Annotated in this window: 21 protein-coding genes; 17 read left to right on the forward strand and 4 right to left on the reverse strand. The window is 46.1% G+C overall.

The window, feature by feature from the left end:
* Window positions 1-34: 34 nt before the first annotated feature.
* The 11 genes from L4D78_RS02470 (at window position 35) to L4D78_RS02520 (ending at window position 10,495) form a co-directional block, all read left to right on the forward strand.
* On the forward strand, window positions 35-1,132 hold the full coding sequence (locus L4D78_RS02470; protein ID WP_428465472.1) for an ElyC/SanA/YdcF family protein: 1,098 nt from the start codon (window positions 35-37) through the stop codon (window positions 1,130-1,132).
* A 344-nt stretch (window positions 1,133-1,476) separates the two neighbouring features.
* A complete protein-coding gene (locus tag L4D78_RS02475) occupies window positions 1,477-2,352 on the forward strand; it encodes an N-acetylneuraminate lyase (RefSeq protein ID WP_428465473.1) in 876 nt (291 codons plus the stop codon).
* A complete protein-coding gene (locus tag L4D78_RS02480; RefSeq protein ID WP_428465474.1) occupies window positions 2,346-3,260 on the forward strand; it encodes an ROK family protein in 915 nt (304 codons plus the stop codon). Before L4D78_RS02475 ends, L4D78_RS02480 begins: the two co-directional genes overlap by 7 nt.
* A complete protein-coding gene (locus L4D78_RS02485; RefSeq protein ID WP_428465475.1) occupies window positions 3,257-4,474 on the forward strand; it encodes an enolase C-terminal domain-like protein in 1,218 nt (405 codons plus the stop codon). The genes L4D78_RS02480 and L4D78_RS02485 overlap by 4 nt, the downstream gene beginning before the upstream one ends.
* 61 nt (window positions 4,475-4,535) lie before the next feature.
* Window positions 4,536-5,456 (forward strand): NAD(P)-dependent oxidoreductase, encoded by a 921-nt coding sequence (locus tag L4D78_RS02490; protein ID WP_428465476.1) that lies wholly within the window; start codon window positions 4,536-4,538, stop codon window positions 5,454-5,456.
* Window positions 5,457-5,512: 56 nt separating this feature from the next.
* Window positions 5,513-6,478 (forward strand): sialic acid TRAP transporter substrate-binding protein SiaP, encoded by a 966-nt coding sequence (locus tag L4D78_RS02495; RefSeq protein ID WP_428465477.1) that lies wholly within the window; start codon window positions 5,513-5,515, stop codon window positions 6,476-6,478.
* A gap of 52 nt (window positions 6,479-6,530) precedes the next feature.
* Window positions 6,531-7,052 (forward strand): TRAP transporter small permease, encoded by a 522-nt coding sequence (locus tag L4D78_RS02500; RefSeq protein WP_428465478.1) that lies wholly within the window; start codon window positions 6,531-6,533, stop codon window positions 7,050-7,052.
* A 9-nt stretch (window positions 7,053-7,061) separates the two neighbouring features.
* Window positions 7,062-8,327, forward strand: coding sequence for a TRAP transporter large permease (locus L4D78_RS02505; protein WP_428465479.1), 1,266 nt, complete (start codon window positions 7,062-7,064; stop codon window positions 8,325-8,327).
* 46 nt (window positions 8,328-8,373) lie between these two features.
* The gene (locus tag L4D78_RS02510) at window positions 8,374-8,838 is read left to right on the forward strand and encodes a NanQ anomerase/TabA/YiaL family protein (RefSeq protein ID WP_428465480.1); all 465 of its coding nucleotides are present in this window, start codon (window positions 8,374-8,376) and stop codon (window positions 8,836-8,838) included.
* Window positions 8,835-9,737 (forward strand): dihydrodipicolinate synthase family protein, encoded by a 903-nt coding sequence (locus L4D78_RS02515; RefSeq protein ID WP_428465481.1) that lies wholly within the window; start codon window positions 8,835-8,837, stop codon window positions 9,735-9,737. The genes L4D78_RS02510 and L4D78_RS02515 overlap by 4 nt, the downstream gene beginning before the upstream one ends.
* Before the next feature lie 53 nt (window positions 9,738-9,790).
* A complete protein-coding gene (locus L4D78_RS02520; protein WP_428465482.1) occupies window positions 9,791-10,495 on the forward strand; it encodes an FCD domain-containing protein in 705 nt (234 codons plus the stop codon).
* Window positions 10,496-10,555: 60 nt separating this feature from the next.
* On the opposite strand, the gene L4D78_RS02525 is transcribed toward L4D78_RS02520, so the two are convergent.
* Window positions 10,556-11,260 (reverse strand): MOSC domain-containing protein, encoded by a 705-nt coding sequence (locus L4D78_RS02525; RefSeq protein ID WP_428465483.1) that lies wholly within the window; start codon window positions 11,258-11,260, stop codon window positions 10,556-10,558.
* Between the two features lie 126 nt (window positions 11,261-11,386).
* Window positions 11,387-11,950, reverse strand: coding sequence for a TetR/AcrR family transcriptional regulator (locus L4D78_RS02530; protein ID WP_428465484.1), 564 nt, complete (start codon window positions 11,948-11,950; stop codon window positions 11,387-11,389).
* 87 nt (window positions 11,951-12,037) lie between these two features.
* Between L4D78_RS02530 and L4D78_RS02535 the strand changes: the two genes are divergently transcribed.
* Window positions 12,038-12,571: a dihydrofolate reductase family protein gene (locus L4D78_RS02535; protein ID WP_428465485.1), complete on the forward strand. Its 534-nt coding sequence runs from the start codon at window positions 12,038-12,040 to the stop codon at window positions 12,569-12,571.
* A 64-nt stretch (window positions 12,572-12,635) separates the two neighbouring features.
* On the opposite strand, the gene L4D78_RS02540 is transcribed toward L4D78_RS02535, so the two are convergent.
* A complete protein-coding gene (locus tag L4D78_RS02540) occupies window positions 12,636-13,292 on the reverse strand; it encodes a GntR family transcriptional regulator (protein WP_428465486.1) in 657 nt (218 codons plus the stop codon).
* A 141-nt stretch (window positions 13,293-13,433) separates the two neighbouring features.
* Here L4D78_RS02540 and L4D78_RS02545 point away from each other — a divergent pair, with 141 nt between their 5' ends.
* The 3 genes from L4D78_RS02545 to L4D78_RS02555 are packed head-to-tail and all read left to right on the forward strand — an operon-like array spanning window position 13,434 to window position 17,559.
* Complete coding sequence (locus tag L4D78_RS02545; RefSeq protein ID WP_428465487.1) at window positions 13,434-14,789, forward strand: FAD-dependent oxidoreductase; 1,356 nt, start codon at window positions 13,434-13,436, stop codon at window positions 14,787-14,789.
* A gap of 10 nt (window positions 14,790-14,799) precedes the next feature.
* Window positions 14,800-15,924 carry a mandelate racemase/muconate lactonizing enzyme family protein gene (locus tag L4D78_RS02550; RefSeq protein WP_428465488.1) on the forward strand — a complete coding sequence of 375 codons (1,125 nt, stop codon included), beginning with the start codon at window positions 14,800-14,802 and terminating at the stop codon, window positions 15,922-15,924.
* A 24-nt stretch (window positions 15,925-15,948) separates the two neighbouring features.
* Window positions 15,949-17,559 carry a BCCT family transporter gene (locus tag L4D78_RS02555; RefSeq protein ID WP_428465489.1) on the forward strand — a complete coding sequence of 537 codons (1,611 nt, stop codon included), beginning with the start codon at window positions 15,949-15,951 and terminating at the stop codon, window positions 17,557-17,559.
* 92 nt (window positions 17,560-17,651) lie between these two features.
* Here the strand turns inward: L4D78_RS02555 and L4D78_RS02560 are convergent, their stop codons facing one another.
* Complete coding sequence (locus tag L4D78_RS02560; RefSeq protein ID WP_428465490.1) at window positions 17,652-18,398, reverse strand: GntR family transcriptional regulator; 747 nt, start codon at window positions 18,396-18,398, stop codon at window positions 17,652-17,654.
* Between the two features lie 161 nt (window positions 18,399-18,559).
* On the opposite strand from L4D78_RS02560, the gene L4D78_RS02565 reads away from it, so the two are divergent.
* Together L4D78_RS02565 and L4D78_RS02570 are read left to right on the forward strand one after the other, a co-directional pair.
* Entirely contained in the window at window positions 18,560-19,615 is a 1,056-nt protein-coding gene (locus L4D78_RS02565; RefSeq protein ID WP_428465491.1) for an ADP-ribosylglycohydrolase family protein, read from the forward strand.
* Window positions 19,605-21,008, forward strand: a complete 1,404-nt coding sequence (locus L4D78_RS02570) for a purine-cytosine permease family protein (protein WP_428465492.1) — start codon at window positions 19,605-19,607, stop codon at window positions 21,006-21,008. Before L4D78_RS02565 ends, L4D78_RS02570 begins: the two co-directional genes overlap by 11 nt.
* Window positions 21,009-21,010: the final 2 nt, after the last annotated feature.

Raw genomic sequence — 21,010 nt, forward strand, 5'->3', positions numbered from 1 at the left:
CGTTAATTGTGATACAACACCATGGTGCATCAAAATGAAAAAAACAATGTTAGCCCTAGCTCTAGGTGGCCTGCTTAGCTTTTCCTCAACCTCGCTGCTTGCAGATAGTGCTCCGCAGCAGAGCATTCAGTCCACGGCAGAGTACAGCCAATTTACCTCGAAGCGCCAAGTGGTTGATCAGCTATTGGCTGATGCAGTAACTGCATTTAAGTCACCCGCGCGTATTTCCCATGCTGGCTTTACCGCTAAAATGCCAAGCAATATGGAAATCGTGACGAACCGCTTGCTGGAAGCTTATGAACTTGAACCTTACCGTACCGATCTACTGATCTCAGCGGCCAATGCCCAGATTTATAACAAAAACGTCGACCGGGCAATTGAGTTCTTCGAACAAGTGTTAGAAGTCGCTCCGCAAGACGTAGATGCACACGCTTACCTTGCAGTATGGCAACACTTTAAAGGCAACCAAGCTGAATCAACCAAGCACATGACGACACTTAAAGCGCTAAACCAAGGTCGTGCCGATGACATCCAGCGTATCTTTGACACTGTTAACCGTATTGTCGCAACCCCGCTAAAAGACAAACAAGATAAAGAATACAAGGGCAACACCGCAATCATTACCCTTGGCTATGCGCTAAACCCAGATGGCAGCATGCATGATATTTTGATTGAACGTCTAGAAATGACACTGGCGATGGCTCAAAAGTCACCTGATTCACTGATCGTGCTAACAGGTGGAGTGCCAAGAAACCATAAGACCGAAGGTAAGTTAATGGCCGATTGGTTAGTGGAAAACGGCATTGCTCGCGATCGTATTATCGAAGACAACTATGCCCGTAGCACTGTTGAAAACGCGCTATACAGTAGCTATGCATTGGCACGTCATGACATCGGTCACGCCACGTTGATCAGCTCGGCTAGCCATGTCCGCCGCGGCCAAACTCTCTTTGAAATTGCTAGTTGGCAAACCGGGCCAAAAGGCATTACGTTCGATACCGTTTCAGCAGCCGACAAACCGCTGGAAGAGCTAAAAGTCCCAACAGACGGTGAGCTACTTGGTATTTACCGCGATGCCCTGCGTACCTATGGTATGTGGAGCTACCGTTCATACCCGCTTGAACAGCGATAATATTTCTCGTGATAAAAAAGCAGCCATTGGCTGCTTTTTTATGCCTTAAACAGACATCAATAATAATCTGTCCTGCGCTCAAAAAATCGGTATCAACTTCCGTAACCCTCTCATACTAACTAACACACATATCAATTAACCCGCAGCAAAAATATGACACCCATCAAAAAAGTGCATACAAAAGTTTCACACTTGTCAGTAAAAGCACATTTAATGCGTTAATAGATCACACATTGGCTTTTTTTTGCTCCTGTTTTTTACGAGCTGTGAAATCAATCACAGCTGGCATACTGGTATAACAGGATACTTACCACACCAAACTAGCCATGACATGTAGGAATAAAATGAACTTCTCTGGTTTATACGCAGCAACACTGACACCTTTCAATCACGACGAATCAATTAATACCGCCGATCTTCAATCACTGATTAAATTCAACTGTGCCAGCGGTCTTGACGGCCTCTATGTTGGCGGTTCAACAGCAGAGGCTTTCCTATGCTCGACAGAAGAGCGTATCGAAACACTTGCACTAACAGCGGAAGCTGCAACAGAGAACGTCAAGCTCATCGCCCATGTCGGTGATATTTCAACCCGTAAGAGTGAAACGTTAGCGCGAGCGGCTAGCGCCATGCCCTATGATGCTATCTCAGCAGTAACGCCATTTTACTACCCTGTCGCTTTCACTGAACTTAAAAAACACTACAGCGATGTGATTCAGGCTGCAGGCAAGCCAATGATCGTCTATAACTTCCCTGCATTTGCAGGCATGAACCTCTCTGGTGAACAGATCAGCGAGCTGCTTAATATTGAAGGGGTTGTTGCTTTAAAACAGACATCAGCCAACCTGTACCAGATGGAGCAGGTCACTCGCCAAAACCCAGATAAAACCGTATTTAATGGTTTTGATGAGATCCTTGCGTCTGGCCTCGTTGCCGGTGCCAATGGCGGGATCGGCTCTACTTACAATGTTCAGGCTGAGCGAATCATTGCCATTCAGTCCGCAATCCAATCAAACGATGCCTCACGAGCTACAGCGCTTCAACGCGAAGCCAATATCGTAATTGATACATTGGTTGAAGCTGGCGTCATTCCTGGATTGAAGTATGTACTGCAGCAAAAAGGGATCATTGCCAATGCACATTGTCGTCGCCCGCTAAATACCGTATCAGAAACCAATAAAGCAAAACTTAATCAGCTTATCGAGGCTGGTCTATGTTAATTGGCCTAGATATAGGCGGTACTAAGATTGAAGGGGTCAGCCTTGATCCCGCTTCTTTTGAGCTGCTAGAAAAATTCAGAACGCCAACACCTAAGGAGGGATATAGCGCTTTCCTTGATGCGGTCATCACAACGATTGACCGACTCTGTGAAGAAGCCCAACCACTGTCTATTGGCATCGGTTGTTGTGGTTCAATCAACAAAAACTCGGGGAAGATGCAAGGCTCCAATCTGCTCTACCTCAACGGGCAAGACTTTATCGGTGATTTAAAAAAGCATTATGCCTTACCCATCGCTGTGGCTAACGATGCTGACTGTTTGGCGATCTCCGAATTCAAATCGGGTGCAGCAAAAGGCGCCGACAATTCCTGTATTGCCGTGATTATTGGCACTGGTTGTGGTTCAGGGGTGATCATCAATGGGGATATCGTTACGGGGCTCAATAATCTCGGCGGCGAAATGGGACATAACCCACTGCCTGGATACCAAACAGACACCGATGGCGAAAATACAACCTGCTACTGTGGTTCGGTCAACTGTATCGAATCATTCTGCTCAGGTACTGGATTTGAAAGAACCTTTGCCAACAAATTTTCACCCTTAAAAGCCAAGGCAATATTCGACCTTGCGGCAGACAACGATGCCAATGCTCTTGCTCATATCGACTTATATTGCGACCAATTAGCTCGTAGCCTCGCCAGTATTATCAATGTAATTGATCCTGAGATCATCGTGCTCGGTGGTGGTATGTCGAATCAAGAATCAATTTACCCTCGGGTACAAGACAAACTCAATCAATATACCTTCAGTAAGACCGTCAAAACTCAAGTTGTTAAGGCGGTACATGGGGACTCTAGCGGGGTTAGAGGCGCAGCCATCCTCCCCGCACTTAAAGGATTAGTATCATGAGTAAAATCATCAATGTCCGCCCTGTCCTATTAAGTGCTCCCTACGGCTTTGAAGGCTGTGCAGAGAACGTGCTCCATCTACCGCATGGCACTCGTGGCTGCTCAATAGTTGAAATTACCCTTTCAAACGGGATTAAAGGCTTAGGTGAGGGGTATTTGGGTGTCTTTGCCCCTGAAGTATTTACCAGCATTGTTCACCTAATTAGCAAAGCCATAACGGGTGATGACATCGCCAATGGTTACCAAGCCACACTGGCGAAAGCCAAAACTGTCACTGCCTACTGGTCATTACAAGGGGCTGCTCAGCATGCAATTTCAGCCATTGAAATTGCGTTAGTAGACGCCTTATCACGTAGCCGTGACATTCCTGCCGTCGAGCTATTTGGCGGCAAGCAAGTTGATAGCATTGCCATGTATGGTTCGGGGGGAGATTCGCTAAACCCGACTTATATGGCCGAGGAACTCGCTCAACTTGCACAGCGTGGAATTGGGATTATCAAAATCCGTGCTCGTCATAACCAAGTAGACAAAACTGTTTGGACCATCAACGCCGCGAAAAAACATCGCATCCGAGTCGCTGTTGATATGACTCAAAACCTGACTGTCGCAGGGCAAACGGCTGAGCAGGTACTGGCGTTTTGTCATCAGGTTCAGCAACAAACCGGCGAACAACTAGTGTTTGTCGAAGAATGCTTAGGACTAGACAAACTTGAACAGCTGCCACAGCTTGCCGAAAACAAAAACATTGTGGTTGCCGGCGGAGAAATTGTCACAACCAAGGAAGAGCTGTTCCAGCGAATAGATAAAGGCTACTACAACATCATCCAGCCTGATGCCTCGGTGCTGGGGGGAATAGAGGACACCATTGCCGTTTGCAACGCAGCCCACCAGCAGGGTATCAATCCAGTGGTTCATTCCTGGGGCGGGCCAGTAGCTATGATGGCTAACTATATCGCAGCCTTTGCGACAGGCTGCTCACTCATTGAGTACCCAATGCCGCACTTTGCGCTTCGCCATGCAATGTGTGATCTCGAGGCTCGTATTATTAATGGCCACTTCCACCTCGGAGACGACATTGGCCTAGGGGTAACACTGACACCCGAATTAGAAGCGAAGTACTCCTATGAAGAAACAGCACTCTACCACTGCTTCCCTGTCGAAGATGGCTTAGTTCAACTGGAAAAAAGCCATCAAAATTGGCGTAGCTGTGAATAAAAACAATAAAAATAACAATCGCAATAATTAAATTCTAATAACATAGTTTTTCAAGGTCACCATGAACATTTATGTACATCCTGTATTAGACGCCAAAGAAGCAGAATACCTCCAGCAACAGCTGCCAGAGCATGTCACTTGCTATTTCAATAATGGTAGTCACGATTTCAATCTGGCTAAAGATGCTGATATAGCCATCGGTAATTTCAGTACTGACTGGATCGCTGATATGCCAAACCTTAAAACCATATTACTGGATTCTGTCGGCACCGATAACTTTAATCACTATCAATGGCCAGATAACAGCTCGGTGACAGTCTGCAACCTCCACGGCTTTTTCTCCGTTGCTGTTGCAGAGGAAATACTGGCAAGCATCATGAGCGTGTACCGCCAACTACCAGCCCTCTATGCAGCCAAAGAACACGCTATTTGGGCAAAAGACACGATCCGCTTTAACAAGCGCCTCATTGCTGAATCACGTGTTCTTGTATTGGGTTTCGGTAGTATCGGCCAGCAAGCCGCTAGCCTACTGTCAGCATTCGGAGCAACCGTCAATGCCTTTGACGCCAGTGATATGCAAAAGAAAGGTAAACAAGGGCTGATTGAAGCAGTAGCAAACCACGACATTCTAGTCTCAACCATCCCCGCGACAGCAGCATCAACCGATTTGATTGACCGTCACGTGCTGGCAGCTATGCCTGAGGGCGCTACGCTAGTCAATGTGGGACGTGGTCAGGTGATTAACGAAGATGATCTCGTTGCTAAAGCTCTGTCTGACCGCCATTTTTCAGCCTGTCTCGACGTCACTAAACAAGAACCTCTACCACCATCCTCTTTGCTGTGGGCAACACCCAATATCTACTTAACCCAGCATACTGGTGGAGGCTCGAGTAATGAAAACAATAAGAAAATTGATGTTTACATCAAACAAATTCACCACTTATTAGTCGGTGAACCATTACAAAATACCGTGTCATTTTAACCACGGACTTACCAATAATATCGACAAGTACGACCCTATATAATAAGGATATAACGATGAAAAAATTACTCACGCTGAGCATGATCGCCTCTGCTGTTTTTGCTGCTAATGTTTCTGCTGCAACTCAATTAAAAGTGGGATTTAACGAAGCTTATAACAGCCCAATCTACCACGGGATGGTAAAAGCGGCAGACGAACTAAAAGCCGTTTCAGGTGGTGAGATGACCCTACGCCTATATGAAGGTGGTCAAATGGGCAATGTACACGACATGCTAGAGCAAGTTTCACTGGGTGAACTGGATATGTCGATGCAAGTCTTTGGTGGCTATGCTCAGTACCTTCCACGCCTAGGTGCACTAGAAACACCTTATTTGGTTCGCGACTACAACCACCTCAACGCCATTTTCAATAGCCCTTGGGGCATGGAAGCACGTAATGAGTTAGAAACCGTTTTTAGCCTGAAACCTATCGACAGCTGGTTCTTTGGCGTTCGCCAAACTTCATCAAACAAACCAATTAACGCTTTGGCTGACATGCGCGGCATGAAGCTACGCACCCCTAATGCGAAGGCACTCATCAACTATGCCAAAGGCGTAGGTGCTATCCCATCACCGATTGCTTATGCCGAAGTATATCTCGCCCTACAAACGAATGCCGTTGATGGACAAGAGAACCCAATTTCTTCAATTGAAGCGATGAAGTTCTATGAAGTACAGCCTTATCTGGCAATGACTAACCATGTGGTACAAGACCAAACAATCTCTATTTCTGCAGAACGCTGGGCTGATTTGAGCGAGCAGGAGCAAGGCTGGCTGACTCAAGCTCTGGCCGCAGGTGGTAAAGAAGCCAAAAAACGAATTATCGAAAATACCGAGAAAGACTTAGCGACCTTCAAAGAAGCAGGCGTAACAGTCACTCACCCAGATCTCGCGGACTTCCGCACTGCAATGAAACCTTACTACGCAGATCTGGATAAGGAATTTGGTAAAGGCTTCACCCAGAGCTTGATGGACGTTCAATAATCCCACTGGCGGCAAAGTTCTGCCTTTGCCGCCGATTTTACGGTGACGGAAAATGAAAAACTTTATCCAAAAGATGGAACTGTGCGAGAAATACCTTTCAGTTTCACTTTTTATTGCAATGCTCTTGGTGCTGACAGTTCAGATTGTTAGCCGCTATTTTTTCTCTTTCGCGATCCCTTGGACCGAAGAGCTATCACGGTGGTTATACATCTACATTGTGTTTGTCGGGGCCAGCGAAGCAGTATCCCGACGCGACCATATTGCTATCGATATTGTCCCCAACCGCCTAAGCAAAAAAGCCAACTACCTGCTTGATATCGCTATTCACTTGGTGTTTACAGCAACTGCCGCAGTCATTGTATATCGCGGGTATTTGTTTGCATTGCGTATGGATCGACTGGGCTCAATCACCATGGATGTGCAAATGTCATGGCTTTACATGGCGGTTCCAATCGGCTTCACCATGATCGGTATCAAATCGCTTCTGAATGTGTGCACCTCGACATCCGAGCTAATGGCACTGACGAAGAATAAAGATAGCCTTCCCCCTCTTATGAAAACAGCAGAAAAATAGGTCACTATTATGTTTGGAATTTTTGCAGGCTGGGGGACCTTACTTGCTGTCGGCATGCCGGTTGCCTTCACCCTATATGTCGTTTCTATCATCTACTTGTTACTCAATACGGGTATTGCACTATCCCCACAGAAAATCATTTCGGGGCTAAACTCATTCCCATTACTCGCCGTTCCCTTTTTCATTTTCAGTGGCTTGTTAATGAACTCGGCAGGTATCACCGACAAGATGTTCAACTTTGCTCGGAACCTAACAGGTCATTTCACCGGCTCTTTGGGACACGTCAACATCCTTGCTAGCTTGCTGTTTTCTGGCATGTCGGGATCGGCCCATGCTGATGCCGGAGGTCTTGGCCAACTCGAAATCAAGGCCATGCGAGATGAAGGCTATGATGACGGTTTCTCTGGTGCGATTACTGCAGCATCCAGTGTTATCGGTCCATTGATGCCACCCAGTATCCCAATGGTTATCTACGGTGTGATGTCAGGAGCCTCGGTTGGTGCCCTGTTCTTGGCTGGCGTCGTTCCTGCGTTGTTGTGCAGCGTTGCATTGATGATCATGGTTTATGTAATAGCCAAAAAGAAAAAGTACAGCGTCTACCCTCGTGCTTCAATGAAAACGATCTGGCTGTCATTCAAAGATGCCGCACTCGCTTTGCTGACACCAGTCATTATTATTGGTGGAATTTTCTCTGGTATCGTGACACCAACAGAAGCCGCTGTCGTTGCATCACTGTATGCCATGTTCCTTGGATTCTTTGTTTATAAAAAACTAACGGCCAAAAAATTAGTTGAGCTGATCCATGAAACGGTCAACACATCTGCGGTTATTGGTTTCCTGATTGGCGGTGTTAGCTTATTTGGCTTTTTGATCATCAAAGAAGACATCCCAATGAAAGCCGCGGAAATGTTCCTGCAAGTTACTGAGTCGCCAATCGTCTTCTTGCTAATGGTTTCAGTCATGCTGTTTATCCTAGGCGCATTTATTGAAACGTTAGCTCTGCTACTGATTCTTATCCCGATCCTACTGCCAATTACCATTCAATTAGGCATTGACCCCGTACATTTTGGTGTCGTTGTTGTATTGAATATGATGCTAGGGATCCTAACCCCACCAATGGGCGTGTCGCTCTTCGTCGTATCCAAGGTCGGTAACATACCTTATGAGACCCTTGCACGATCAGTCATTGTATTCCTAATACCGTTGATTGCGGTCTTACTGCTAATCATCTTCTTCCCGCAGCTCGTACTCTTCTTACCCAATATGCTGCTATAGCGTTTATTATAAGGATGGCAGCCGCAAGGCTGCCCAAATTAACACCATGAATATCACGACCATTACCACCCTACAGTCACTTGATTCTCCATCTCGACTCGATCAAATTATCCTTGATGTTATGAGCCGTTCACCGTTATCTTTCCAAACTGGGATTAATCCCATCGACGGTGAGAATATCTTTGTTAACCGCATTTCAGCCGATACAAAAACCTACAGCGACTCATTATCTGAGATCCATCAATCCTATATCGATGTCCACATCGTGCTAACAGGTCATGAAGGTTATGCAGCGCCAATTACACCGGCAGCCTCAGCAGAAATCGCCGACTATAACTCGGAAAATGATGCAGCCCTTTGCTGCACTATTGAGAACGAACAACATTTTAAATTAGCAAAAGATCAATGTGTTACCTTCTTTCCTGGCGAGTGGCACAGGCCAATGCTGGCCGATGGCGAACCCAATAAAGTTGATAAGATCGTAATAAAAGTAAAGGCAGACTTGCTATGACAATTAAAGGCAATTGGGCAACACTGCTGCTACCTCTTGACGGTGAAACCATTGATTACACACGGTTAGCACAACAGATTGATTACTTTATTGAAGTTGGTGTAGACGGGATCTATTCAAACGGCACTGCGGGAGAGTTTTATACTCAATCCGACACTGAATTCCAAACGATTAGTCAGCTATTGGCGAAAAAGTGCCACAATGCCAACATGCCATTCCAAATCGGTGCTTCTCATTGCCATCCGAATGAAGGCGTTACTAGGGCTGCTTTTGCCGCAAACCTAAAGCCCACGGCAATTCAAGTCATCTTACCTAACTGGTTTCCATGTAATACCAATACAGCCCTTACCTATTTAAAAAAAGTGGAATCACAGTGTCAGGGGGTCCCCTTGATCCTTTATAATCCTCCGCACGCCAAAGTCAGCCTTAGCGCTAAGCAACTTAAATACCTGTTTGATCAGGTTAAAACACTTGTCGGCTTCAAACTACCGAGGCTAACCGATGAAATAGTTAAAACCGGATTACAGGATCAAGCTTCTATTTTTGTCGCGGGGCATTTTCTTGCGACCGATGCTTACAAAGGTGCTTTAGGCGCTTATTCGAATGTTTGTTGCTTAGGGCCGAAAGCGACGCAGCTATGGACCAATGATTGCCTCGCCCTAAAACCAGAGGCATTAGAGGTTGAAGCAAAAATACAGCAATTCATGAATGAAGAAATAGCCCCATTCATTACCGAGCAGGGCTATTGCAATGCAGCCGCCGATAAATTCATGGCATCGATGGGAAATTGGAGCGGTATCACCCCTAACATGCGTTTTCCATTTGAAGGAATCCCTGCTCATTGCTTGGAAAAAGCCAGAGCGGCACAAAAAGAGCTAATTCCTGATTTTACGAACTAATTTAAGCATTATACTATGAGCGTAAAGCGCACATACGGATTAAGGGATAGGTTATGTCAAGCCCTAGTACTGCCATATTGAAACCATTAAAAAAAGTAAAACTATCTGATTTTGTCACTGAAGAAATCGAAAGGCTAATTCTGGACAATACCTTCAAAGAAGGTGATGCCTTACCGTCTGAGCGCGAACTGATGGCCGCCTTTGATGTTGGTCGCCCGTCAGTAAGGGAAGCACTACAAAACCTTGCGCAAAGAGGGCTGGTCGAAATAAAAAGCGGGGAAAAAACACGAGTCACCCGCCCTTGCACCCAAACCATCGTCAGTGGCCTGTCCGGCATTGCGATTGGCTTACTATCTCAAGACAAAGAAAAGATGCAATTTGAACATTTGCGCCAACTCTTTGAGATAGCAATTATTCGCGAAGCTGCCAGAATTCGCACAGATACTGATATCGAGAGCCTTTCTCAGGCGTTAGAAAATAACCTTGCTCAGGTCAATAACTATGATCGCTTTATCGAAACCGATATTGCCTTCCACATGGCAATCATTGGGATCCTCGATAACCCAATGCTGACCACTATTTATGAATCTCTGATTCAATGGTTGATCCGCTCGCGTAACCCTGAAACCTTCGCAGCCCTACACAAAGACAGCTGTGATCATCACGTTAAAATTTTCGATGCTATTAAACAGGGAGACCCTGATTTAGCGGAACACGAGATGCGCTTGCACCTTGATAACGTAATGAATAACGCCTAAACACAGATCTTCAGCATGAACGAAAACACGCTAGCCTCGCTGGCGTGTTTCAAAAATCCGCTAATTACTCTTTTTGCCAGTTAGTCGCCCTGCCCAATTTTCTATTTTTCCCGTTGCCAACCGACGAGCGAATATCTGGGTGATCTCTTTCCCCAATTCAGGCAGCTGGGCAAGTTCAGTTGCGGCTTGCTTGTTTTCCGTGTCGTGGTACAAACACGCCATAACCTTCGCAATCGACCACTGTGGATATGGGCGCTCAACCACTTCAATGCTATCACCGACGTGAATTTCTCCAGCTTCTAGCACCCGATAAAACCACCCTGTCATCGCATAGTTTTGAACATACTCCGCCATACCCGGCAGTTCAAAGCGCGCATTGAGTTTAAAACACGGTGAACGAGTCTGGCTAACCTGTGCCATCACCGTACCGATTTTAACAATATCGCCGATACACACTGTGTGCTCATTAATACCTGTCGCCACAATATTCTCACCAAAACCACCAGCCACAAAATGCGCTGCCGACTGCGGGAACATCGTCTTCAATTGGGTATAGTGAGCACTGTCATATTGCAACAAGGCACGGTCGGCCCCACCGTGAAAGCTCTCTTCCTGTTGATCACCATTCATCCCCAGTACATTCACGGAAACATGATCAAGAGGCTGTTTATCTATACCTGTCTTCAGACTGCCGCCAAATGCCTCTTCAAACATAGGCTTAACTTTACCGACTCGTATCTCTGTGACGGTAGATGATGGCAACATGCTCCACTCCCCTAGTTAATTCTCATCATATTTTGTGGACGTAAGTTAGCATGTTGCACTGAAGAAAAATGTAGTTATATTGCCATTAAATTTCTAAATTCGGCCAAAGCGTGTTCATACTGACAGCTAGTCTGTCATCTGCTGCAGTGCCTGCATATAAAAGTCTAACGGGCCCGACAGCATCCCCACCTGCAGTTCATTTCCGGCCTGACAGTTCAGTGCCAAAGCATAACCATGAAGATAATCAACCAGCATAGATAATGCGTTGCAACGCAGATCATCAGTTAGCGACAGGCTAGCAATTGCCAAATCAAAACGCTCAATAAAGACTGTGGCAGGCCCGTGCGAAGTCATCCCCAGCAAGGTTTCGAGCAAACCTGGATACTGTGCAAGCAAGCTCAAGTAGCTTTCACATAACGTTGTCAGCTCCTGCTGCCACTCGGCTTCAGGATCTGGACGATAGATCTCTCCTATCAATGAAACAGTTACTGCTTCCAGCAAGGCATTTTTATTGGTGAAGTAGTGATAAATAGCCATCGCATCGACATCTAAACTAGCCGCTAACTTACGGATACTCGGCACTTTTCCCTCAACTTTCATTAGGTTTTTTGCACCTAAAATAATTACGTCACCACTAAGTTGACTACTTTGGCCTTTAGGGCGGCCACGTTTTTTTTTCTTGACTGTCATTGATGGATCTCTTTAAACTAAACTTAATTTCTACAGTGTAGAATATTTTAAATGAATATGACCAACAAGCCAACCAGAGGACGCATTATGTCGAACATTGTCTACATCGCCACCAGCTTAGACGGTTACATTGCCGATAAGAACGAAGGGCTCGACTGGCTACACAGTGTGCCAAACCCAGACGGCAGCGACTTTGGCTTTGCTGAGTTTATGGATCGTATTGATGCACTGGTAATGGGCCGTAATACCTTTGATATGGTGCGCAGCTTCGATTGCGATTGGCCATACCCGAAACCCGTTTTTGTCATGAGCAACAGCATGACCAGCGTACCTGTCGGCTTTGAAGATAAAATCACCTTGGTGAATGGCCCATTGCAAGACATCGTGGCTGATTTGAACAGTAAGGGCTTCAACAACCTTTACATCGATGGTGGTATTACGGTGCAGAACTTCCTCAAAGAAGATCTGATCGACGAGATGATTATCACCACCATTCCAGTATTACTGGGCGGCGGCTTACCATTGTTTGGGGATTTAGTCTCGCCGCTTAACTTCAAGCTGAAAAAAAGCGAAGTGCTGATTGGTGCAATAGTGAAGAGCCATTACGTACGGGTAAAGTAGATAACTTTTACACTGTAAAGTCGCCTTTAAGGGCGACTTTATTATTTTTAGCGAGAAGGATAAATCAGCGCGATTTGATGCTGCGGTAAGCGAAGTCAGTCAGGTAATCATTTAAGCGGTGCGATGCAGCGATAGCTTCTTCAGCATCTGTATGGATCACCGCGCGCAGTACTGCTACATGTAATGATGACGCATCTTTCAAGTCAGAATTCTCGTTCTTGAAAGCAAACCAAAAACGACGGGACAAGCCTTGCAAAGGAGCCATTGCCAATTGCAGGTATTCGTTATCGGCTGCTTTCACCAACAAACGGTGAATATTCTTTAACAACAAAGCGTATTGAACCTCATCTTTCTGCAGAGCACATACTTCAAGCTGCTCAGCCAACTCCTGCATACGCTGCTTTTCTTCCGTCGATGCCCTTGAAGCAGCATAACGTACACACAAGGCTTCAATATCGCGGCGCACTTCCAAAATTTTCAGCTGGCTTTCTATCGAGATAAGGGGGATTTGAATACCACGGCGCGGGTGAATTTCCACCATTCGTTCATAAGACAGCCGCTGTAATGCCTCCCGTACCGGTGTACGACCTAAATCCAGAGATTCGGCCAGCTGTTTTTCGCTCACCATGGTGCCTGGTTCTAATTCGCGAAAAATTATCTTTCTTTCCAATTCGTTATAGGCAGTTTCGGTTTTATTGATGGCTTCTTTAGTCGCAGTCATTAATTTATTCCGTCCAATTCCATTAGTGAGCCAACTCACATTTAACTTAACCGAATTGTACCACACAAAAAACTAGGTATATATTACAAACACACAACTGATATATCAGTTGAACATCAATAGTTCATCAGAGAGAAGACCATGAAGAATTGGCAAACCGTCAACCGTTTCGATCAACTACCCGATCTTCCGATCCTTGCCGAGATCGATGTATTAGTGATTGGCGGAGGTGCAGCAGGTGTGGCTGCCGCCGTTACAGCTGGCAACATGACAAAGAACACATGGCTTATTGAAAAATACGGTTTCTGTGGCGGAGCAGCCGTTGCAGGTTTGTCTGGCACAATCTGCGGCATGTACATGGCTAGTGATGACCACGGTGCAGCCCCTGAACAAGTTGTTTTTGGCTTTACCGAAAAATTTCGCCAAGCACTGGCTGACAAAGGTGGCGTCACCGGTCCACAACGTTATGGTAAAACTTACACCGTTACCCACGATCCACTTGTATGGCGTGAAGTCGCCGATGATTTGCTCGAAGAAGCAGGTGTGAATGTGCTATTTCACACCGCAGTTACGGGTGTGATCATGGAAGGCGATACATTCAAAGGGGTGATACTTGAATCCAATGCCGGACAAAGCATCATTCTTGCCAAACAATTTATCGATGCATCAGGCGATGCAGCAGGCATCGCCCGTGCAGGCTTTGACTATTACTTCGGTGACGAAGGCCGCATCCAGAATCCGACCATGTTCTTCCGTATTGCAGGCGTTGATCTCGACAAGTACCTGTCTTACTACGGTGACGACACTATCTGTCCGCCAAAAGTGACGGAAAACATCCTCGCGGCCAACGCCTCAGGCGAATACGACTTACCACGTCATAAAATTTGGATCTTCCCGACCACCCGTGATGGCGAGCTTATGGTTAACGCCACCCGCTTGGCAGGCCAAGACGGTCGTATTCTCAACGTGATTGATCCGGTCGACTTTACCGAAGCCGAAGTCTTCGGCCGCCGTCAAGTACGTAGCTATGCCCGCTTCTTAAATAACTTTGTACCGGGCTGTGAAAATGCCTATGTCGTTGATACTGGTGTCGAGGTGGGCATTCGCCAAACTCGTTCAATTGTCGGTGTGGAAACCCTAACTAATGATGATGTTGTCAACTGCCGTAAACGTCAGGATGGGATCTGCCGCACGCCTTGGCCTATCGAGCTTCATTCCGGTGATAAACCTAAATTACATTGGCTGTTAAACGATTACTATGACGTGCCGTTTAGCACCCTAATCCCCGCTGTTGGCGAAAATATTATTGTAGCTGGTCGCTGCTTAAGTGCAGAGCACGAAGCACTAGCTTCAGCACGAGTCACCGCTCAATGTTTTGAATATGGTCATGCTGCTGGCATTGCTGTAGTGAAAGCTATTGACGAAAACAGCCGTATTCGCGATTTGGACAGCCAATCGATTCGAGCAGTCATGATTGAAAATGGCAGCGCACTTTAAGGAGTTAGAAATGAAAAACACAACAATCAAGCGTGTAGAACTGTATGCCGTTGCCGATCGTGATGCCCCACCAATCCCTTGGGCTGATAATCAGGAGCCGTTGCTCTATACCAATAATATTGTCCGTATCATCTGTGATGATGGTACTGAAGGTGTCGGTGCCACTATCAGCTATACCGAAAACGACTTTGACCGCTGCATCATCGAAGCGATGCGCACGATCGTACCGGGGCTGATCGGCAAAAACCCACTGATGACCGAAGAATTGTATTCTTGGCTACAAGCCCGCTGTACTTGGGGCGGCCTACCAGCAAAATCCCCGATTGATATTGCGGCATGGGACATCAAGGCGAAGAAAGCCAACATGCCACTTTACATGCTACTGGGCGGTGCCCGCCATAAAATGCTGTCGTATGCCTCTACCCCAATGTTCGACACTATCGAAGAGTACTTCCCGTATGTCGACGACTGCATCGAGCATGGCTTCACTGCCATAAAGCTACATTGCTATTGTGTATACAAAAAAGACGTCGCACTAGTTAACGCTATCCAAGAACGCTATGGCAATACAGGCATCCGCTTCATGCTGGATACCGCAACCTTTTATACACCAGATGAAGCCATGCGCATGGCGAAGTTGCTAGAAAAGCACGATTGGGAATGGCTGGAGGCGCCAGTTTCTGACTATGACTACAACACTTACAAACGCTTAGTCGATAAAACAGATCTGGAAATATCAAGTCACGGCAACTGCTTACTTACTCTACAGGAAGTAACTTATGCCCTTGGTAATAATTTCTGGTCTGATGTACGCCAAGACGCCACAGTGTGCGGTGGTATCACCCCTCTGAACAAGTGCTTTGCTATTGCTGAAGGACACTCGAAGAACGTTGAAATCCAGAGTATGGGTTACACCATCACACAAGCAGCAAACCTGCATGTCGCGCTAGCTCACTACAACTGCAAATACTTCGAGCAATTCTACCCCTACGAAAGTTTTGAACTTGCATCACATACTCAGATCCGTACAGACAAAGAAGGCTTTGTACACGCCCCAGAAGGAAATGGGCTTGGTGTCGAAATGGATTGGGACGCCGTCAAAGCAGCCTCAATCGCCTCTTACACATTCGAATAATAAAAATAATAAAGGCGTTAGAAGATGAAACTAAAAACCTCTGAACTCGACTTGCAGCTGACTTTCATCAGCTTCACCTCTGTGCTCCTTCTCGGTGTACTGGCTGTACTCTATCCTGAATCAGTTAAGACCACGATGGGGAGTATGCTGGACTTTACTGTGGTTAACCTTGGTTCTGGCTTTTTATGGTACACCCTGTTTGCCACTGCTTTTTTACTATACTTAGCTTTTTCTAAATACGGCACAATCCGCCTTGGTGGTGATAAGCCAAAGTTCACCAAATTCCAATTGTTTGCCATGGCACTTTCTGCAGGCATGGGTGCCAGTACTATGTATTGGGGCTTTATTGAAAGTACCTATTACTTTATGGATCCACAATTTGGCATCGTTGATAAAGCCATGGCTATGGAATATGCATCAGCCTATAACATGTTCCATTGGGGAGCGGCAGGCTGGTTCTGCTACCTGATCGTAGCGATCCCATTTAGCATCGTATTTTACCTGAAAAAAAATCGCCGTATGAGTCTAAGCGGAGTACTCAATAGTCTATTCAACGACCGCCTACCAGTATGGGTACAAAAACTCATTGATTTACTCTTCATCATTACTACCCTCGCAGCCACCGCGCTAACACTCGGTCTGGGGATCCCGATGATTTCTTCTAACCTAAGCGCACTGACGGGTATTCCAGATAACTTGTTCTTAGGTATTGGCGTTATCTTGGCCCTTTCGGTCGTATTCTCATTAAGTTCATACATTGGTATTGAAAAAGGCATGGCTCGCCTAAGCAGCGCGACCATCTATATCTGTGCCGGTTTCATTGGTATCATTTTCATAATTGGCCCATCGGCGCTAATTTTGAACAATACGACGAATGGTTTAGGTATCATGCTCAGTGACTACCTACGTATGAGCACCAATACCGACCCGTTTGGTAGTACCCTTTTCCCGCAATACTGGACCGTATTCTTCCTTGCTAACTGGATTTCATACTCACCGGGTGTTGGCGTGTTTATTACCAAGATCTCGCAAGGTCATCGTGTTCGTGATGTTGTCTTAATCCTTGTTGGTGCAGGTACACTTGGAAGTGCCGTGATCTTCGGTGTTTTTGGCACGTACACCATGAACTTCATCAACACAGGTGTCATTGATGGCGTCAGCTTGATTCAGGCCAACCAACCAACAGAACTTGTGCGTGAAGTATTTAATCAAAGTCCTATTCCAGCAGTTCTGACTGCGGTATACCTTGTTACCATGGTGCTTTTCACCGTAACAACGCTTGATGGTACGTCTTACTCTCTGGCTGGTATCGCAACGAAGCGCTTGGATGAAAACGCCAATGTTTCACCACTGTTCCGCTTGTTCTGGTGCCTACTGCTAACAGTACTGCCGATTATATTCTTGCTAATTAATGCAGATCTAAATATTTTGAAATCATTCCCAGTACTTATCATTGTACTGATGGTGCCGATTTTCACTATTACTGCGATTAAAGCGCTGAAATACATCCAAAGCGAGTTTGGCCACCTTGAGCCAAATCAGGTTGAGCAGCATTCACTCGACATGCTTGAGCGTGACCCTTCAAACACTGTCGAAGATAAACAAGAAACGAAACTAGAAATACAAACCGCATAATTATATTTATTCGCGGCACTAAAAAGCCAGTCATCGAATGACTGGCTTTTTATTATCTCATCGATACACAATGAAACTGAATCACACTGGCCTTACGATGTGCCGACCTGCACTTTAAATTCGAACTTATAATAATCACTCCGGCAAATTGCCGCTCCGTACTCCAATACCCTGCCCGACTTGTCGACACTTTTCAGAATAATTTTCATCAGGGGTAAACCATGGGGCACGTCGAGCATTCTTGCTTCTTCTTCGGTCGGCTCATACACACTTAACGAGTAGTCTTGCGTATGGGGCTCGATCCCTTGCTCACGCCAATAAGCATACAATGAGCCTTCCAGTAAATCGGGACGAGGCAAGAAGTCTTTAGGGATATACATAGTCTCGATTGATACCGGCACATCATCAGCAAGGCGAACCCGCTTGATTTTAGCGATGCAGGCATCTTCTGATAGTTCGAGTTGGTGGCTTAGCTCAGCACTACACTCAATCAATTCACGAACCAGCCAGCGATTCGACACAGCCCCTTGCTGTTGCAGCTGAGATGAAAAGCCGCCCCCCGACAAATTATAATGGATAGGTAAATTGACCATGGTGCCTTTACCATGCTTTTTCACCACCATGCCTTGCTCAAGTAACTCAGCCAACGCCTTAACAATCGTGACCCGAGAGACCCCCAATGCAACAGAAAGTTTTCGCTCTGATGGGAGGATGCTGCCATGTACAAGCAACTTACTGGCGATCGCTTGTTCAATGCTTTGTTTTAACTGAATATACAGCGGTGTTGATGAATCAAAATCCAGTTGATCCTTCACCTGATTGAGGAATTTCTGTTCCACTGATAACCGTCCGAGTACTTTTTACATACAAAAAAGAAAACACCGAAATAATACCAAATAGTGAGGTGTAAATCACATTGGTATACAAAAGGAATTTAACTGGACTTTAAGTGGACTTATAGTGAGCAACAGAAAATGATCCTCATGCTGGAGACGTTACAATGCAATCCCCTTCTCACCCTCAACGCTCGGTACTTGAAAATAAAATATTGGGCTGTCTCTATGGCCAAGCTATTGGCGATGCCATGGGTATGCCTTCTGAGTTATGGACTAAAAATAAAGTCACCAGCTATTTTGGCTGGATCAATGACTTTCTGCCAGGTCCAGAAGAAAATATTGCAGCCAACGAATTTAAAGCAGGTGAGTTTACTGACGACACCAGTCAATGTGTCGCTTTAATGGATGCGATTATCGAAAACAATGGCCACATTGACCCCGGTACGATTGCCAAACACATTATTGATTGGGCTATTCGCATCAACGCCTTTGAAAAAAACATATTAGGTCCAACATCAAAATCTGCCCTAACAGCCATTACCCAAGGGATCCCATTTGAACAGATAGAAGCCAATGGTGTAACCAATGGATCGGCCATGCGTGTTGCACCAATGGGCTGCCTGCTACCCACTCACAGCCAAAGAAACTTTATTGCCGGAGTGAGGCTGTCTTGCCTACCTACTCACAAATCTGACATTGCTATCGCAGGTGCCGCCGTTATTAGTTGGGCGATTAGCCGAGCTATCGAAGGGGGAAGCTGGCAACAAATCAAAGATGAAATCATCCCGCTAGCCAATGATACTCAACGTCTTTATGAGTCCACCTTCAGTCCACTATTAGGTCGCCGTATTCGTTACGCGCTATATGTCGTTGAAAGCCAGCATGACCGCCAAACGGCACTCACCGATCTGTATGAAATGGTCGGTTCAGGGATGGATATTCTGGAATCGGTTCCAACCGCGATTGCATTGGTCGACCTCGCGGGTACAGATCCTATGTTATGCGCTGAACTCGCGGCGAATCTAGGCGGCGATACCGACACAATTGGCGCAATGGCAACCGCTATTTGTGGCGCGCTACATGGTGTGGATGCTTTTTCTGATGAACATATCGAACTGATAAATACCGCTAACCAAATTAACTTCACACCTTATGCCCAAACACTTGCGACATTCCGTCTAAACCGAATCCAACAGGAAGGACAGTACAATGAGCAATAAAGACACCGTTTCAGCCTATAGCCATCAGACAGATGGCAATAATACCAGTATTGAAGATCTCGGCATTAGCCTTGTACCACCAAGCCAGCAAACGAAACAGCCCGCAGAATTGTTCTTCGTTTGGTGTGCAGCGAATATCGGCGTCCTTGGCGTCGTTTACGGTGCGATCATTGTGTCGTTTGGGCTTTCGTTCTTCCAATCAGTACTTGCTGCGATTGTCGGTGTCGCCTCTTTTACATTGGTTGGTATCTCTAGCATTGCCGGAAAAATTGGCCGAACCACCACACTCACGCTTTCACGCTCAAGCTTTGGTAAAAAAGGAAATATAGCACCAACAGCTTTTTGCTGGGTTAACCTTATGGGCTGGGAGGCGGTCAATATCATTACCGGCACCCTAACCTTAGCCGCCTTATTCGCCGCACTCGGTTTTGCCGAGGGCACTGTTATCACCGCTATTTCGCTTGTTTTATTCGGCGGCTTAACCGTACTAGTCAGTATGTTAGGGCAAAACACTGTTTTGTTGATGCAAAAGTGGATCACCCGTACGTTTGGTGCAATGACTTTGCTTGTCGTGCTTTATCTAATGGCGACCGCTGATTGGGAAGTGATCATGGCATTGCCGTCGGGTAGCTGGATCACCGGATTCCTACCCGCCGTTTCGATCATTGCGGCAGGTACTGGGATCAGCTGGGCAATTGCAGGCGCTGATTACAGCCGAGATCAAAGTCCATCATCAAGCAAGCAAGGCATTTTCACCTCTGTTGTGGGTGGGGCTGCACTGCCTTTAATACTACTGATGCTAACGGGCATTCTATTGACAGCACAAATCCCTGATTTGGCTTCTCATGAAAACCCAATTTCAGCCATTGGACGTCTGCTTCCATCTTGGATGGCAATCCCTTATCTTGCCGCAGCAACTGCGGGGATCGTAACGATTGCGGTATTAAGTCTCTATTCTGCCAGCCTTAATTTGCTCAGCATGGGCATTCAATTAAAACAACGCACAGCTGTCGCCCTTGATGCGGTATTAGTGCTTGGTGTCGCGCTGTATGTCCTGTTTGTATCGGGTGACTTCCTTGGTCCATTTATCTCGTTCTTGGTTTTCTGCGGTGTGTTCTTAGCAGCATGGGCCGCTATTTTTATCACCGATTTTTACACCAAACACCAAAGCGCAGGTTACAGTGAAGAGGAGCTATATGGTGAAACAGGTACGATTAAGCCTACATTATGGTGCTGGATCGCAGGTTCAGTTTCAGGCTTGATGGTGACCAATACAGGCTTTATTGATGGTCCGTTTGCCGTGGGTATTTTTGCCGACTCAAGCTTAGGCCTATTTGTCTCTTTCATTGTCAGTATGGTGCTTTACCGTATTACCCTTAAGAAGATCCGCTAAGG

Origin of the sequence: Photobacterium minamisatsumaniensis (assembly GCF_050336695.1) — a bacterium.
In the GTDB taxonomy this organism is placed as follows: Bacteria; Pseudomonadota; Gammaproteobacteria; order Enterobacterales; family Vibrionaceae; genus Photobacterium; species Photobacterium minamisatsumaniensis.

Coding starts and splice junctions, on each gene's coding strand:
- L4D78_RS02530 (WP_428465484.1), bottom strand. CDS start 11,950: ATGACAGTCAAGAAAAAAAAACGTGGCCGCCCTAAAGGCCAAAGTAGT.
- L4D78_RS02495 (WP_428465477.1), top strand. CDS start 5,513: ATGAAAAAATTACTCACGCTGAGCATGATCGCCTCTGCTGTTTTTGCT.
- L4D78_RS02520 (WP_428465482.1), top strand. CDS start 9,791: ATGTCAAGCCCTAGTACTGCCATATTGAAACCATTAAAAAAAGTAAAA.
- L4D78_RS02535 (WP_428465485.1), top strand. CDS start 12,038: ATGTCGAACATTGTCTACATCGCCACCAGCTTAGACGGTTACATTGCC.
- L4D78_RS02515 (WP_428465481.1), top strand. CDS start 8,835: ATGACAATTAAAGGCAATTGGGCAACACTGCTGCTACCTCTTGACGGT.
- L4D78_RS02500 (WP_428465478.1), top strand. CDS start 6,531: ATGAAAAACTTTATCCAAAAGATGGAACTGTGCGAGAAATACCTTTCA.
- L4D78_RS02505 (WP_428465479.1), top strand. CDS start 7,062: ATGTTTGGAATTTTTGCAGGCTGGGGGACCTTACTTGCTGTCGGCATG.
- L4D78_RS02490 (WP_428465476.1), top strand. CDS start 4,536: ATGAACATTTATGTACATCCTGTATTAGACGCCAAAGAAGCAGAATAC.
- L4D78_RS02510 (WP_428465480.1), top strand. CDS start 8,374: ATGAATATCACGACCATTACCACCCTACAGTCACTTGATTCTCCATCT.
- L4D78_RS02565 (WP_428465491.1), top strand. CDS start 18,560: ATGCAATCCCCTTCTCACCCTCAACGCTCGGTACTTGAAAATAAAATA.
- L4D78_RS02470 (WP_428465472.1), top strand. CDS start 35: ATGAAAAAAACAATGTTAGCCCTAGCTCTAGGTGGCCTGCTTAGCTTT.
- L4D78_RS02540 (WP_428465486.1), bottom strand. CDS start 13,292: ATGACTGCGACTAAAGAAGCCATCAATAAAACCGAAACTGCCTATAAC.
- L4D78_RS02525 (WP_428465483.1), bottom strand. CDS start 11,260: ATGTTGCCATCATCTACCGTCACAGAGATACGAGTCGGTAAAGTTAAG.
- L4D78_RS02550 (WP_428465488.1), top strand. CDS start 14,800: ATGAAAAACACAACAATCAAGCGTGTAGAACTGTATGCCGTTGCCGAT.
- L4D78_RS02545 (WP_428465487.1), top strand. CDS start 13,434: ATGAAGAATTGGCAAACCGTCAACCGTTTCGATCAACTACCCGATCTT.
- L4D78_RS02475 (WP_428465473.1), top strand. CDS start 1,477: ATGAACTTCTCTGGTTTATACGCAGCAACACTGACACCTTTCAATCAC.
- L4D78_RS02555 (WP_428465489.1), top strand. CDS start 15,949: ATGAAACTAAAAACCTCTGAACTCGACTTGCAGCTGACTTTCATCAGC.
- L4D78_RS02485 (WP_428465475.1), top strand. CDS start 3,257: ATGAGTAAAATCATCAATGTCCGCCCTGTCCTATTAAGTGCTCCCTAC.
- L4D78_RS02570 (WP_428465492.1), top strand. CDS start 19,605: ATGAGCAATAAAGACACCGTTTCAGCCTATAGCCATCAGACAGATGGC.
- L4D78_RS02480 (WP_428465474.1), top strand. CDS start 2,346: ATGTTAATTGGCCTAGATATAGGCGGTACTAAGATTGAAGGGGTCAGC.